Below are 12,967 nucleotides of genomic sequence, written 5' to 3' on the forward strand. Positions count from 1 at the left end.
AAGCAGAAGACGGCATACGAGATTTCTGCCTGTCTCGTGGGCTCGGAGATGTGTATAAGAGACAGCCCCACCACGCCGCCGACGACGCCACCCACGACGCCACCCACGACGCCTCCGACGTGGACGCCTCCGACGCATGAGCACCCGTCCCACCACCCGTCGCATCCGCCGACGCATCCGTCCCAGCCGCCGACCACGTCTCCGGGCCTGCCCCACACGGGCTCCGACGGGGTCGAGTGGATCGCGGCCTCCGCGGTCGCGGTGCTCGGAGCCGGCGGAACGCTGCTGGTGATGACGCGTCGCAGGCGCGGCGGCCAGCACCACTGAGCCCGCCGCACGACCGCGAACGACCGCCGCGCGAGCCACCCGCGGCGGTGAACGCGGACCGGCCGCCCCACGCCCTTCCCGGCGTGGGGCGGCCGGTCGCGGGTAGGCGGCCCGTCAAGAGGCCGCGTCTACCGGGAGGGTTGCCGTCGTGGCGATGCGAGGGGCATTCTTCGACCGCCTGCGCGGCGGGAGGTCCGCACCCCCGGCGGAGGCGGAGCCGGCGCCGCGCCCCAAGCCGAAGGCGAAGCCGAGGCCGACAGCGGCCTCCAAGCCGAAGCCCGGGCCCAAGCCCGCGTCCCAAGCGAAGCCCAAGCCCAAGGCGAAGGCCAGGTCCAGGTCCCCCCGCTCCCGCACGCGGAAGCCGCCGCCTCCCCTGTTGCAGCGGCGCAGCCCCGGCCCGATGCTCGCCCGCGCGGCGGTGCTGGCCGTGGCGGTGGTCTGCATGGTCGCCTTCGCGGTCGCGCTGGCGCGCGTCACCCTCGTCCCGTCGCCCGCGTCGGACTCGCTGACCCACACGAACCTGCGGCCGGGCGCGTCCATCCGCACATATCTCGACCAGCCGGACGTCCACGACACGGTCAAGCAGATCGGCGGCAACGTCGCGCTCGGCGTGCCCTTCGGGATCCTGCTCCCGACGCTCTTCCCGCGCGTCCGCGGTTTCCTGCGCGTGGCGCTGCTGACGGCCCTGACCATGGTCCTGGTGGAGACGGCGCAGGGCGCGATGGTGGAGGGCCGGGCGTTCGACGTCGACGACGTCATCCTCAACACCGTCGGTGCGCTGCTCGGGTATCTGCTGCTCGGCCACCGCCTGGCCGCCGCGCTCCACCCCGACCTGCCCCACTGGTGGCACCGCTATTTCCCCCGGCCCGCGAACCGGAAGCCGAAGCCGCGGCCCCGGCCGAAGCCCGGGTCCGGGCCGGGGTCCGAGCCCGGGAAGCCCTGACCGCTCAGGTGGGGTCGTCGGCGAGTTCGGAGACGCCCGTGATGCGGTGCAGGGCGAAGGTGCGGACCTCGTCCGTCGTGTGGTCGTACGCGGTGACGTGGCCGCCCTCGACGCGGACGGGGGCGATGACGCGCTGCGTGGCCGTGCCCTCCGCGTTGACGTAGCCGATCCACAGCGACTCGCCGGTCAGTACGGCGGCCTGCACCGTCGCGAGGGTCTCGGCGGAGGGGCTGCGGGGCAGGCCCGGCGGGGCGGTGTCGGCCGGGGCGCGGCGGACGGCGGTGGCCGCGCGGTCCCCGGCGCGGATGGCCTTGACGGCGAGCCCCAGCAGGTTGGCGTCCGGGACGGGCGGCCCGTCGGGTACGGGGACGGGGGCGCTGCGCGGCGGGGTGCGGCGGGCGTCGGGGCGGGTGATGAGGACGTCGCCGTCGGCGGACTCCGCCGCCGGGGCAAGGCCCATGTCGCGCAGCCGCTCCAGCAGCGTCGCCGGGTCGGTCTGCGAGGCCAGCACGGTCGGGGCCAGCCGGCGCAGGGCCAGGCCGGAGGCGCGGCGGTCGGCGAGCAGCTCCGTGAGCAGGGCGTCGTCGTCGCAGCGCAGGTACGCGGCGGCGGCGCCGACCCGCAGCGTGCCGTGCCGCCGGGCGACGTCGTCGATGAGGTAGGCCAGCGGCTGCGGCACGGGGGTGCGGGAGTGCTCGCTGAGGAAGGACTGCAGCTCGGCGGCCGTCCGCCCGGCGTCGAGGGCGCGGCGGACGGATTCGGGCGTGAAGCGGTAGACGGTCGCCCCGCCCTTGGACTCGATGTCGGCGAGCACGCCCAGCGTCTCGGCGAGCGGCGCGACCAGCGGGCCCGGCGCGACCGCCGTGAGGTCCGCCTGGAGCAGCACGTGGTCCAGCGGCTCCGGCAGCAGCGGCGCGAGCTTGGCGGCGGCGCGCCCCGCGGCGGCGTCCGGAGAGGCGGGCACGTCTGCCGCGGAGCCCGCGCCCGGCCCCGTCGCCGACGTGTCCCGCGGCGCCGCGTCCAGCAGCGGCCGGGCGTGCGCGGCCAGCGCCCCGCGCCCGGTGACGCCCAGCGTCTCCGCGTCCGCCAGCGTCCAGCCCACCAGCTCCGTGCGCAGCGCGTCCGCCCCCGCCCGCAGCGGCCGCTCCCAGCGCAGCCGGGCCAGCAGCTCGCCGGCCTCCGCCGCCGCCCCCGGCGGGAGGTCCGCCAGCAGCCGCAGCACCGCGACGCGTACGTGCGGGGCGAGCGAGCGGTCCAGGTCCGGGCCGAGGGCGGCGAGCGCGCGGCCCTTGGCGTCGCGTGTGCCGACCAGGCCGGGCGTGCGGGTCGCGGCCAGCCAGGCGGTGGCGAGCACGGCCCACTGCCGTTCGGCAGGCAGCAGCAGCCATTCGTCGGCGGCCGGGGTCGGTGCGTAGGCCTCGTCGACCTCGCCGTCGGCGGCGACGAGTCCGGCCGCGTACGCCAGCTCCAGCCAGAAGGCGGCCTGCGGCTCGGTGAGGTCGAGGGCGGCGGCGGTACGGCGCAGGTCGCGCACGCTCAGGCCGCCCGCGCGCAGCACCGGTGGCCCGCCCGACTGCCACTGCTTGAGCAGGTCGGTCACGGTGCGTACGGCGGTGAAGGCCTGGCCCGCGGCGGTGGCGTCCACCGTCCTCGCGGTCCGGGCCACCGGCGCGACCCGCGGCGGCAGCGGCTGCGGGGTGCGGTGCGCGCGGCCGGCCCGCAGCGCGAGCGCGGCCTCCCGGGGCAGGACGACGTTGTGCTGGCCCACCGGCAGCAGCAGCCCTCGGGCCAGCAGCCACTGCACCGGCGTCGCGGCCTCCTCGGCGCGTATGGCCACGGTCGCGTCCCGCACCTCGCCGTACGGCGGCCCCCACACCAGCCGGTCCAGCACCGCCCGTACGCCCTCGGGGGCCTGTGCGAGCAGCGCCGCGAAGGCGTCGGGGTCGGCGAAGAGGGCCGTCAGCGCGTCCACCGCGCTGGCCGGGTCGTGCGTCGCGCCCAGCCCCGCGTCGGCCAGCAGCTCCTGGAGCCGCGCGGGCGACATCCCGGCCGTCGACTCGGCCACGGTCGGGCCGAGGCCGGTCGAGGACGGCATCGACGCGGACGGCGCGAGCACGTCACGCGCGGTGCGCACCAGCCGCAGCCGGTCGTCGTCGCCCCACACCAGCCCGCAGTCCCGGAGCGCGCCGACCGCCCGCGGCAGCTCGGCCGCGACCGCCGCCGCCTCCGCCTCTTCCAGCGGCTCCCCGAGCCCCGGCCGCGCCTCCCGCGCCTGCAGCCCCGTCATGAGCCCGCTCAGCTCGTCGTACGGGCAGCCGTCCGGGGCGAGGGCGAGCGCCTCCGCGGTCTGCCGTGTGAATGCGTCCAGGTGGTCCAGGGCCCGCGCCACGGACGTACGGGTCGCCGCGCGCGTCGCGAGCTGCGTGACGTCGGTGGGCACCGGCGCGATGAGGTCGGGGCGTGCCCGCAGCAGCCGTACGAGCGCGTCGTCGTCCCGCGCGCGCAGATCCTCCGCAAGGGTGCGCGGCGCGCTGCTCTGGCCACCGATCGTCATCCGTCCCACATTAGGCCCTGCCCACCCCACCCGCTCCCCTCCGCTCCGCACCCGCGCCCGCGCGCGCCGCAACTCCTGCCGCGCCCGCGCGGGTTACGGCGACACGGAGGTGTCCGACCGGTACCGTCGGGCCAGGCGTGTGGAGGGAGCGGCGGTGGGGGTCGAGAGCGACCGGCTGGTGTTCGACTATCTGAGCCGGGTCGGCGACCTGGCGCAGACCGCCATGCCCGCCGCGCAGCGCATGCAGCTCGTCGCGCAGCTGCGCAGCGACATCGAGCGGGAGCGGCGCGGCGCGGAGTCCGACGCGGACGTGCGGCGCATCCTCGGGCGCATCGGCAGCCCCGACGAGGTGGTCGAGGCCGCCGCGGGCAAGCCCGCGGGGGAGCGGCGCACGGAGCCGCCGCCCGCGCAGGAGCCGCAGCCGGGGTCGTACGGGCCCTACACGGCCGGCCCCGGCGTACCGCGCCAGCCGCGGGGTGCGGCGGGCAAGGACAGCGGCGGGGAGGGGCGCGGGCCCCTGTGGTGGCAGGGCGGACCCGGCGGCGCGGGCGGGCGGCCCGGCGAGGAGCTGGACGGTCTGCCGGGCATGACCGGCGGCATCTTCATCCCGGACGACGACGAGGAGCTCGACCGGCTGGGCAGCGGGCGGCCCGCGGCTCCCAAGGAGGGCCCGGACGGCGCGGACGGCGAGGACGGGCCCGCCGAGGGCGAGGCCGCGCCGGCGGGGGCCCCCGCCGCCGAACCCGCCCCTGCCGGGCCCCGCAAGCGCCGCCTGCTCCCCCGGCTGCCCCGCGGCGGCGGCCCCCGCCGCTGGGGCAGCCCCATGCTGCTGATCGCGGCCGCGCTGCTGGTGGGCGGCGCGGTGGCCGGCTCCCTCATCCCGCTCGGCCTCGGCTGGCTGGCGGCCTGGCTGTCGCGCAAGCTCAGCCGCCCGCAGGCCAAGTTCGCGGTGCTGTTCATCCCCGGCGCCTTCGCGGCCGGGACGGTCGTGTGGATCTGGGGCCGCGACGTCGGGAAGTGGGGCAGCCCGATCGCCGAGGGGCAGGTGGGGCAGGCCTTCCAGGACGCCTACCCGCTCACCGTCCGGCTGGCGGCCGTCGGCACCGCGCTCTACCTGCTGTGGCGGAGCCGCCGGTCGGGGTGAGGACGGGCGGCCTCACTTCGCGGTCAGGTCCTGCTGCAGCTCGTCGAGCACCTTGTCCGCCGCCGTGTAGCCGATGCCCTGGTACCACAGCTCGTCGTCCACCCGATGGGCGCGGCCCGCGTCGACCGCCGCGAGCCGCTTCCACAGCGGCCCGGCCGTCACCTCCGTCTCCTTGGCTGCCTCGGGGTCGCCGTAGGTGGCGTAGAAGAGGGCGTCGCCGCCGGCCTTGTCGATCTGCTCGGGGCTGACGTCGACGCTGAGCCGGTCGACGTCCTGCGCCGCCGGCCGGCCGAGGCCGACGTCCTTCAGGACGGTGCCGATGTAGCTGGCGTTGCCGTACAGCCGGATGTCGGCGCCCTCGACGAAGCGCACCATGCTCACCTTGACCGCCGCCGCCTTCGTGCGGCCGCCGAGCGCCGCGGTGACCTGGGCGACGTGCTTGTCGTACGCGCTCACCGCGGCCGCTGCCTGCGCGGTACGGCCGAGGGCCGCGGCGTGCAGCTGGAAGTTGGCCTTCCAGGGCGCGCCGGTGGACTCGGTCAGCACGGTGGGGGCGATCTTCCTCAGGGCGTCGTAGTGCGCGCCGTCGCGCACCTTGCTGCTGAGGATGAGGTCGGGGTGCAGGGCGGCGACGGCCTCCAGGTTGGGGCTCGCGACGGCGCCGACGTTCTTTGTGCCGGCGACCTCGTCCTTCGGCAGGTAGTCGAGGAAGCCGCTGCTGGTGCCCGCGCCGGCCGCGCCGACCGGCTTGACGCCGAGGGTGATCGCCGAGTCCAGCTCGGCGGTGTCGAGCACGACGACACGTTCCGGGTGGTCGGGGACGGTCACCTTGCCCATGGCCGTGTCGACGGTGTGCGTGTTCTTGTCGCCGCCGGAGCCACCGGACGACGAGGGCGAGGACGACGAGCAGGCGGTCGCGGCGAGGGCGGTGCAGCACAGGACGGCGGCGAGGGCGGCGGCGGGCCTGCGTACGGGGCGGGCGGGGCGGGCAGGGCTGGTCGAACGGGCGCTGCTGGTACGGGACATGGCGGTTCTCCGTTCAGGCGTGCCGGGTCAGGGGTGCGGGGGCGCGGTGCCGTCCTTGCTCGTCGCCGAGGTCTCTCCCGGGTGGTGCCAGGGCGCGCCGGGCACCACGAGCGGGTCGCCCGTCACCGGGTCCGGCACGACGACGGACTCCAGCCCGAAGACCTCGCGGACCAGCGCGGCGGTGACCACCTCGGAGGGCGGGCCCTCGGCGACGATCCGGCCGGCCTTCATCGCGACCAGGTGGTCGGCATAGCGGGCGGCCTGGTTGAGGTCGTGCAGGACGGCGACGACCGTGCGGCCGCGCTCCCGGTTGAGCCGCCGCACCAGGTCCAGCACCTCGACCTGGTGGGCGATGTCCAGGAAGGTCGTGGGCTCGTCGAGCAGCAGCAGATCGGTGTCCTGGGCGAGCGCCATCGCGATCCAGGCCCGCTGGCGCTGTCCGCCGGACAGCTCGTCGACCAGCCGGTGGGCGAGGTCGGCGGTCGCGGTGCGCTCCATGGCCTCGGCGACCAGCCGCTCGTCCGACTCCGACCACTGCTGCCACCACTTCTGGTGCGGCTGCCGGCCGCGCGAGACGAGGTCGGCGACGGTGATGCCCTCGGGCGGCACCGGCGACTGCGGCAGCAGGCCCAGGGTGCGGGCGATCTGCCGGGTCGGTACGCGGGCCAGCTCGGCGCCGTCCAGCAGCACCGAGCCGTCGCGCGGCTTGAGCAGCCGGCCGAGCGCCCGCAGCAGCGTGGACTTGCCGCACGCGTTGGGGCCGACGATGACGGTGACCTGCCCGTCGGGGATCTCCAGGTCGAGCCCCTCGACGACGGTCCGCTCCTCGTACGACAGCGTGAGCGCACGGGCGGCGAGCCGGTTGCGCGGCGGCCCCGCCACCGCGGCGGGCGCGGCCGCGACCGCCGGCCGGGCGGCCGGCACGGCGGCGGAAGGAGCGGGGGCGGCGGGCTCAGGGGTCGTCATGACGGATCTCCGGAACGGCTGCGGCTGCGCACGATCAGCCACATCAGATAGGGGGCGCCGACCGCGGCGGTCATCACGCCGACCGGCAGCTCGGTGGGCGAGAAGAGCTTGCGGGCCAGCAGGTCGGCGACCACCACGACCAGCGCGCCGGTCAGCGCGGAGGCCGGCAGCGGGATCTGCGCGGAGCGGGTCAGGCGGCGGGCGATCTGCGGGGCGAGCAGCGCCACGAAGTCGACCGGGCCCGCCGCGCCGGTCGCGACCGAGGCGAGCACTACGCCCAGCGTGACCAGGCCGAGGCGGACCCGGCCCAGCCGCACGCCCAGCGCGGTCGCGGTGTCGTCGTCGAAGGACACGGTGCGCTGCGCCCGCGCCGCCCACAGGGCGCACGGCAGCGCGACGAGCAGGACGAGCGCGAGCGGGCGCGCCTCGTCGTAGCCGCGGCCGTTGAGCGAGCCGGTCAGCCACACCTTGGCCTGCTGGGCGACCAGGTAGTCGCCCTTGGTCATGAACAGCTGGGTGATCGACGACAGCGCGACCGAGAAGCCGATGCCGATCAGCACGAAGCGCGACGCGTGCAGGCCGCGCCGCCACGCGAAGAGGTAGACCAGTGCGGCGGCCCCGAGCCCGCCGGCGACCGACAGGTAGGGCAGCGCGGTGTACGAGGTCACGCCGTACGTCATCGCGGCGACCGTGAGGGCGCCCGCGCCGTGCGTGACGCCGATGACGTCGGGGCTGGCGAGCGGGTTGCGCGCGACGGTCTGGACGAGCGCGCCGGACACGCCGAACGCCGCGCCGACCAGCAGCCCGAGCACCAGCCGCGGCTCGCGCAGCTCGCCGACCACCAGCTCGTCGGGGCTGGGGCGGCCCAGCACGACCTTCAGCACCTCACCGGGCGCCACGAAGGACTCGCCGACGCACAGGTACGTCACGCACGCCGCCGCCAGCAGCAGCGCCAGCACGCCCGTGACGGCGAGCGAGCGCCGGTGCACCAGGAAGGACCCGCGCCCGGCCAGGCGTACGACGGCGTACCCGGCGGGGCGCACACCGGGGCGGCCCGTAGCGCTGCCCGTACCTGTGGCCGTTCCGCTGTCGGCATCGCTGCCCGTACCGCGGCCCGTGCTCGTCGCGCTCACGCCGCCACCACCGCCCGGCGCCGCACCAGCGCCACCAGGAACGGCACCCCGATGAGCGCCGTCATCACCGCCACCGGCACCTCGGACGGCGGGAAGACGATCCGCCCCACCACGTCCGAGACCAGGATCATCACCGGGCCCAGCAGCGCCGCCATGGGCAGCACCCAGCGGTGCGCGGTGCCGACCAGCGCGCGGGCCAGATGCGGAACGGCCAGCCCCACGAAGGCGATCGGTCCGGCGGCCGCGACCGCGGCGCCGGTCAGCACGGTCGCCCCCAGCGCGCCGAGCAGCCGCAGCAGCGCCACGTTCTGCCCCAGGCCCTTGGCGACGTCCTCGCCGAGCGCCAGCGCGTCGAGACCGCGGGCCATCGCCAGCACCAGCAGCAGCCCGGCCACCAGGAAGGGCCAGATCATCGAGATGATGTGGGTGTCCCGCCCGGACAGCGAACCCACCTGCCAGAAGCGGTACGTCTCCAGCGTCTGCGCGTCCGTCGTCAGCACCCCGGACACGATCGAGGTCAGGAACGCGTTCATGGCCGCCCCCGCGAGCGCCAGCTTCACCGGCGACGCCCCGCCCCGGCCGCGCGCGGCGATCGCGTAGACGGCCACGGCGGCGGCTCCGGCGCCCGCGAAGGCGAACCAGACGTACCCGCTGAGCGTGCCCACCCCGGCGTACGCGATGGCGCACACCACGCCGAGCGACGCGCCCTGGCTCACCCCGAGGATGCCGGGCTCGGCGATCGGGTTGCGGGTGACGCCCTGCATGACCACCCCGGCGACCGCGAGGGCCGCCCCGACCATGATCCCGATCACCGTACGCGGCACCCGCAGGCTGCGGACCACCTCGGCGTTCTGGCTCGTGCCGCCGTGCAGCAGCGCGTCCAGCACCTGGTCCGGGGGTATCGCGCGGCTCCCGACGGCCAGACTGAGCAGCACGGCGAGCAGCAGGGCCACCGCCGCCGCGGCCATCCAGCCGGTGCGGCGACGCAAGGGCATGACGAGCGGTCCTCCGGAAAGCGGCGACCGTCGGACGCCGGGCATTGATTAGCTTAGGCTGCGCTAACTATACGCCCAGGTCCCGGCCACCTCTGGGGTGAGGTTGACCCGCCAGGTGACAATGGGTGCCGTGACCACTGACCTCCTCTCCGTGCCTTCGACAACGCCGCCCCTCACGGTCGGCTTCGACCTCGACATGACCTTGATCGACTCCCGGCCCGGGATCAAGGCCGTGTACGACCGGCTCGCGGCGGAGACCGGCGTCTTCATCGACTCCGCCCTCGCCGTCACGCGGCTGGGACCGCCGCTGGACGACGAGCTGGCCAACTGGTTCCCGCCCGAGCGCGTACCGGAGATGGCCGACCGCTACCGCGAGCTGTACCCGCACCACGCCATCACCCCCACACCGGCGATGCCGGGCGCCGTGGAGGCGGTGGCGGCCGTTCGGGCGGCAGGCGGCCGTCCGGTGGTCGTGACCGCGAAGTACGGCCCCAACGCCGAGCTGCACCTCGCGCACGTGGGCATCGAGGCCGAGCTGCGCGGCTGGCTGTGGGCGGAAGCCAAGGCCGAGGCGCTGGTCGAGTGGGGCGCCACCGTCTACGTCGGCGACCACACCGGTGACGTGCGGGGAGCGCGCACGGCGGGTGCGCTCTCCGTGGCCGTGGCCACCGGGCCGTGCAGCGCGGCGGAGCTGCGGGCGGCGGGGGCCGACGTCGTACTCGCCGACCTCAGTGATTTTCCCGGCTGGCTGGCCGCCCACACCTCCGCGGCGGCCTGACCGCCGAATTCACGCCTGTGGGTGACGCCTTCACGCCTGCGGACTGCTCCCGGGCCGCCGCTGGGCCAGTGCCGACCGCAGCAGCCCCAGCAGGGACAGCGCCAGCCCCACCCCCATCAGCATCGAGACGAAGTACGCGGGCGTCGGCAGCCGGTGGGTGCCCAGCAGCAGCGGGGCGACCGTGGCGAGGGTGCCGACCGCCCCGACCATGAAGACGACGGCGCCGGTCCTGACGAGCAGGTCGCCCGCGCCCCTGGTTTGTTTGCTCACCGGACAAGGGTAGGTCCGTTGCGTGGGGCGCGGGGGAACGGCGCCTCGCCGTCTTGTCACACGGCATCTGGCCATTAGCCTTGGTGTCGGCGGGTCTCCGGTGGGCCCGCTGCTGTCTTATCCAGAGCAGTTTCGAGCAATATCGAGCAACGAGGACGAGGTCGGACGTGCCTACCGGCAAGGTCAAGTGGTTCAACAGCGAGAAGGGCTTCGGCTTTCTCTCCCGCGACGACGGCGGCGATGTCTTCGTGCACTCCTCGGTGCTGCCCGACGGGGTCGCCTCGCTCAAGCCCGGCCAGCGCGTGGAATTCGGCGTCGTCGCCGGCCAGCGCGGCGACCAGGCGCTGTCCGTGACGTTGCTGGACCCCACGCCCTCCGTCGCCGCGGCCCAGCGCCGCAAGCCCGACGAGCTCCTGCCCATCGTGCAGGACCTCACCACGCTGCTCGAAGACGTCGCCCGCTCCCTCCAGCGCGGCCGCTATCCCGACAAGGCGCACGGGCACAAGATCGCGTCCGTGCTGCGCGTCGTTGCCGACCAGCTGGACGTATAGCCGAAGGAAAGGCGGCGCCTTACCGGAGGGGCGAACTCCGGTAAGGCGCCGCCGCCGATTTCCGGCTATCCCGGCGAGCGCGTCCGCGCCGATCGCCGGCACGAGCCCTTCGGCGGCCGCGCGCGTCAGCAACCCGCGTACGGCGGCGTAACCGGGCTCGCCCAAATCCGCTGTGAATTCGTTCACATACAGCCCGATGTGCTGGTCCGCGACCGCCGGATCCATCTCCTGCGAATGCGCGAGCACATACTCGCGGGATGCCGCCGGGTCGTCCCACGCCATCCGCACCGACGTCCGGGCGGCCTCGGCGAGCGCGTGCAGCCGCTCCTTGCCCAGCGAGCGGCGCGCGATGATCGCGCCCAGCGGGATCGGCAGCCCGGTGGTGCCCTCCCAGTGCTCGCCCATGTCGGCGAGCTTGTGCAGCCCGTAGTTCCGGTACGTGAAGCGCGCCTCGTGGATCACCAGTCCCGCGTCCACCCGGCCGTCCCGCACCGCCGGCATGATCTCGTGGAAGGGCATCACCACGATCTCCCCGACACCGCCGGGCACCTCGGCCGCCGCCCACAGCCGGAAGAGCAGGTACGCCGTCGACTTCTCGCTCGGCACCGCCACGGTCTTCCCCGACAGGTCGGCGCCCGGCTCCCGGGTGAGCACCAGCGGCCCGCAGCCGCGGCCCAGCGCCCCGCCGCAGGGCAGCAGCGCCCAGTCGTCCAGCACCCACGGCAGCACCGCGTAGGAGACCTTCAGGACGTCCGACTCGCCGCGCTCGGCCATCCCGTTGGTGACGTCGATGTCCGCGAACGTCACGTCCAGCGGCGGCGCGTCCGGCACCAGGCCGTGCGCCCAGGCGTGGAAGACGAAGGTGTCGTTGGGGCACGGGGAGTAGGCGATCCGCAGGGCCCCGGGCGCGGGGTCGCCGCCGGAGCCGGGGGTCTGGCCGGGAAGGGGGGTGCGGTCGGCCGGGCCGCTGCTAGCTGTCGTCATGTCCTGCTTCAACCTCCAGTACGCCGGGGAGCATCCCGAACGCCGCCGTCAGCGCCGCCAGCGCGTCGCCGATCCGCCAGGCCGCGCGGTCCCGCGGGCCCACGGCGTTGGAGATCCCGCGGATCTCCAGCACGGGTATCTCCAGATACGCCGCCGCCTCCGCCACCCCGAAACCCTCCATGCCCTCGGCCACCGCACCCGGGTGACGGCCCGCCAGCTCGGCGGCGCGTTCACCCGTACCGGTGACCGTGGTCACCGTCAGCACCGGCCCGTAGGCGGCACCCAGCGCGGTGGCCACCGCCCGGCTCAGCCGCGCGGGCGGGCGGTGCTCGGAGCGGCCGAAGCCCAGTTCGGCGATCGGGACGAAGCCCTCGGGGGCTTGCGCGCCCAGATCCGCGGCCACGACCGACTCGGCCACCGCCAGCGAGCCGACCGGCGCGGCGGGCGCGAAACCGCCGCCGATGCCCGCGCTGACCACCAGGTCGAGCCGCCGGGAGGCGTCCTCCACCAGCAGGTGGTACATCGCGGCGGCCGCGGCCGCCGCGGGGCCCGCACCCACCGTGGCGACGTCGAAGCCGCGGGCGGCCTTCCCGGCGGTGGCCAGGCCCGCGAGCACGGCCTCCCGCTCGGCGTCGACCGCGGTCAGCACCAGGACGCGGCGGCTGCGCCGCGCCATCGGGCTACTGCCCCCGGATCAGGTTGATCTGGATCACCCGGTAGGAGTCCTCGCCGCTGGTGTCGGCCGACTCCACGATGTTCAGCGTGACCTGCTTGGCGGTGCTGGTGCCGCCGCTCGTCGGGTCCTGCTGGTTGAACAGCTGCTCGCTGTCCACCGACCAGTACGTCTTGTCCTTCAGCGGCTCCGGCGTCACCAGCGTCGTGCCCGACGCGATCAGCCAGCCCTTCTTCGCGATGGAGGGGTCCACGCCGATCCGGACCTTGTCGCCGACCGGCACCGTGATGTGGTGCTTCGGGGTGACCTGGAGGCACGCCAGGAAGACGTTCTGCTCGAGCTTCTTGCCGCCGTCGTAGCACTTGTCGGCGGCCTCCGCCTGCACGGTCTTGCCGCCCACCGTCACGGTCGCCATGGCGGTCGGCTTGTCGCAGGCGGTCAGGACGACGAGCCCGAGGGAGAGGGCACCAAGGGTGGTGGCAGTACGGCGAATGCTCATGGCAGGAGGCTACCGGGCGGTCGCCCCCAGCCCGCGCGGGGGTGCGCGTGTCCCCGGGTGTCCGCCGTACGGGTGCGCGCCCGGCAAGGCGCCGGTCAGACGTGCGGACCGGACCCCGGGCGGG

Annotated in this window: 13 protein-coding genes and 1 pseudogene; 5 read left to right on the forward strand and 9 right to left on the reverse strand. The window is 75.3% G+C overall.

Annotation, left to right across the window (positions count from 1 at the left end):
• The first annotated feature begins 207 nt into the window (after window positions 1-207).
• A complete protein-coding gene (locus IH54_RS48070) occupies window positions 208-327 on the forward strand; it encodes an LPXTG cell wall anchor domain-containing protein (RefSeq protein ID WP_420711722.1) in 120 nt (39 codons plus the stop codon).
• Between the two features lie 400 nt (window positions 328-727).
• On the forward strand, window positions 728-1,270 hold the full coding sequence (locus IH54_RS39430) for a VanZ family protein (RefSeq protein ID WP_234343396.1): 543 nt from the start codon (window positions 728-730) through the stop codon (window positions 1,268-1,270).
• 4 nt (window positions 1,271-1,274) lie between these two features.
• Here IH54_RS39430 and IH54_RS0107365 read toward each other — a convergent pair whose 3' ends face one another.
• A complete protein-coding gene (locus IH54_RS0107365; RefSeq protein ID WP_031514039.1) occupies window positions 1,275-3,824 on the reverse strand; it encodes a helicase-associated domain-containing protein in 2,550 nt (849 codons plus the stop codon).
• 154 nt (window positions 3,825-3,978) lie between these two features.
• On the opposite strand from IH54_RS0107365, the gene IH54_RS0107370 reads away from it, so the two are divergent.
• On the forward strand, window positions 3,979-4,968 hold the full coding sequence (locus IH54_RS0107370; protein ID WP_031514041.1) for a hypothetical protein: 990 nt from the start codon (window positions 3,979-3,981) through the stop codon (window positions 4,966-4,968).
• Window positions 4,969-4,980: 12 nt separating this feature from the next.
• Here the strand turns inward: IH54_RS0107370 and IH54_RS0107375 are convergent, their stop codons facing one another.
• From IH54_RS0107375 to IH54_RS0107390, 4 genes are all read right to left on the reverse strand, one after another.
• Window positions 4,981-5,994 carry an ABC transporter substrate-binding protein gene (locus IH54_RS0107375; protein WP_052397174.1) on the reverse strand — a complete coding sequence of 338 codons (1,014 nt, stop codon included), beginning with the start codon at window positions 5,992-5,994 and terminating at the stop codon, window positions 4,981-4,983.
• Window positions 5,995-6,021: 27 nt separating this feature from the next.
• Window positions 6,022-6,960: an ABC transporter ATP-binding protein gene (locus IH54_RS0107380; protein ID WP_078862006.1), complete on the reverse strand. Its 939-nt coding sequence runs from the start codon at window positions 6,958-6,960 to the stop codon at window positions 6,022-6,024.
• Entirely contained in the window at window positions 6,957-8,003 is a 1,047-nt protein-coding gene (locus IH54_RS0107385; protein ID WP_031514047.1) for a FecCD family ABC transporter permease, read from the reverse strand. The genes IH54_RS0107380 and IH54_RS0107385 overlap by 4 nt, the downstream gene beginning before the upstream one ends.
• Before the next feature lie 86 nt (window positions 8,004-8,089).
• Window positions 8,090-9,088: a FecCD family ABC transporter permease gene (locus IH54_RS0107390; protein WP_031514049.1), complete on the reverse strand. Its 999-nt coding sequence runs from the start codon at window positions 9,086-9,088 to the stop codon at window positions 8,090-8,092.
• A gap of 130 nt (window positions 9,089-9,218) precedes the next feature.
• Between IH54_RS0107390 and IH54_RS0107395 the strand changes: the two genes are divergently transcribed.
• The gene (locus IH54_RS0107395; RefSeq protein WP_420711718.1) at window positions 9,219-9,866 is read left to right on the forward strand and encodes an HAD family hydrolase; all 648 of its coding nucleotides are present in this window, start codon (window positions 9,219-9,221) and stop codon (window positions 9,864-9,866) included.
• Between the two features lie 30 nt (window positions 9,867-9,896).
• Here the strand turns inward: IH54_RS0107395 and IH54_RS0107400 are convergent, their stop codons facing one another.
• On the reverse strand, window positions 9,897-10,136 hold the full coding sequence (locus IH54_RS0107400; RefSeq protein WP_031514053.1) for a hypothetical protein: 240 nt from the start codon (window positions 10,134-10,136) through the stop codon (window positions 9,897-9,899).
• 167 nt (window positions 10,137-10,303) lie between these two features.
• Here IH54_RS0107400 and IH54_RS47885 point away from each other — a divergent pair, with 167 nt between their 5' ends.
• Window positions 10,304-10,687: a cold-shock protein gene (locus IH54_RS47885; RefSeq protein ID WP_043180173.1), complete on the forward strand. Its 384-nt coding sequence runs from the start codon at window positions 10,304-10,306 to the stop codon at window positions 10,685-10,687.
• A 72-nt stretch (window positions 10,688-10,759) separates the two neighbouring features.
• Here the strand turns inward: IH54_RS47885 and IH54_RS0107405 are convergent.
• The 3 genes and pseudogenes from IH54_RS0107405 to IH54_RS0107415 form a co-directional block, all read right to left on the reverse strand.
• A pseudogene (locus IH54_RS0107405) lies at window positions 10,760-11,671 on the reverse strand (1,4-dihydroxy-6-naphthoate synthase); the annotation flags it as partial.
• Complete coding sequence (locus tag IH54_RS0107410) at window positions 11,658-12,347, reverse strand: futalosine hydrolase (RefSeq protein ID WP_031514057.1); 690 nt, start codon at window positions 12,345-12,347, stop codon at window positions 11,658-11,660. The pseudogene IH54_RS0107405 and the gene IH54_RS0107410, both read right to left, overlap by 14 nt.
• 4 nt (window positions 12,348-12,351) lie before the next feature.
• Entirely contained in the window at window positions 12,352-12,843 is a 492-nt protein-coding gene (locus IH54_RS0107415) for a hypothetical protein (protein WP_052397175.1), read from the reverse strand.
• Window positions 12,844-12,967: the final 124 nt, after the last annotated feature.

The organism is Streptomyces sp. NRRL F-5123 (assembly GCF_000721495.1).
Lineage (GTDB): Bacteria > Actinomycetota > Actinomycetes > Streptomycetales > Streptomycetaceae > Actinacidiphila.

What these genes read in the sequence shown, in the direction of transcription:
- IH54_RS0107390 (WP_031514049.1), bottom strand. Translation starts at nt 9,088, where the DNA reads ATGCCCTTGCGTCGCCGCACCGGCTGGATGGCCGCGGCGGCGGTGGCC.
- IH54_RS0107365 (WP_031514039.1), bottom strand. Translation starts at nt 3,824, where the DNA reads ATGACGATCGGTGGCCAGAGCAGCGCGCCGCGCACCCTTGCGGAGGAT.
- IH54_RS0107410 (WP_031514057.1), bottom strand. Translation starts at nt 12,347, where the DNA reads ATGGCGCGGCGCAGCCGCCGCGTCCTGGTGCTGACCGCGGTCGACGCC.
- IH54_RS0107375 (WP_052397174.1), bottom strand. Translation starts at nt 5,994, where the DNA reads ATGTCCCGTACCAGCAGCGCCCGTTCGACCAGCCCTGCCCGCCCCGCC.
- IH54_RS39430 (WP_234343396.1), top strand. Translation starts at nt 728, where the DNA reads ATGCTCGCCCGCGCGGCGGTGCTGGCCGTGGCGGTGGTCTGCATGGTC.
- IH54_RS0107380 (WP_078862006.1), bottom strand. Translation starts at nt 6,960, where the DNA reads ATGACGACCCCTGAGCCCGCCGCCCCCGCTCCTTCCGCCGCCGTGCCG.
- IH54_RS0107415 (WP_052397175.1), bottom strand. Translation starts at nt 12,843, where the DNA reads ATGAGCATTCGCCGTACTGCCACCACCCTTGGTGCCCTCTCCCTCGGG.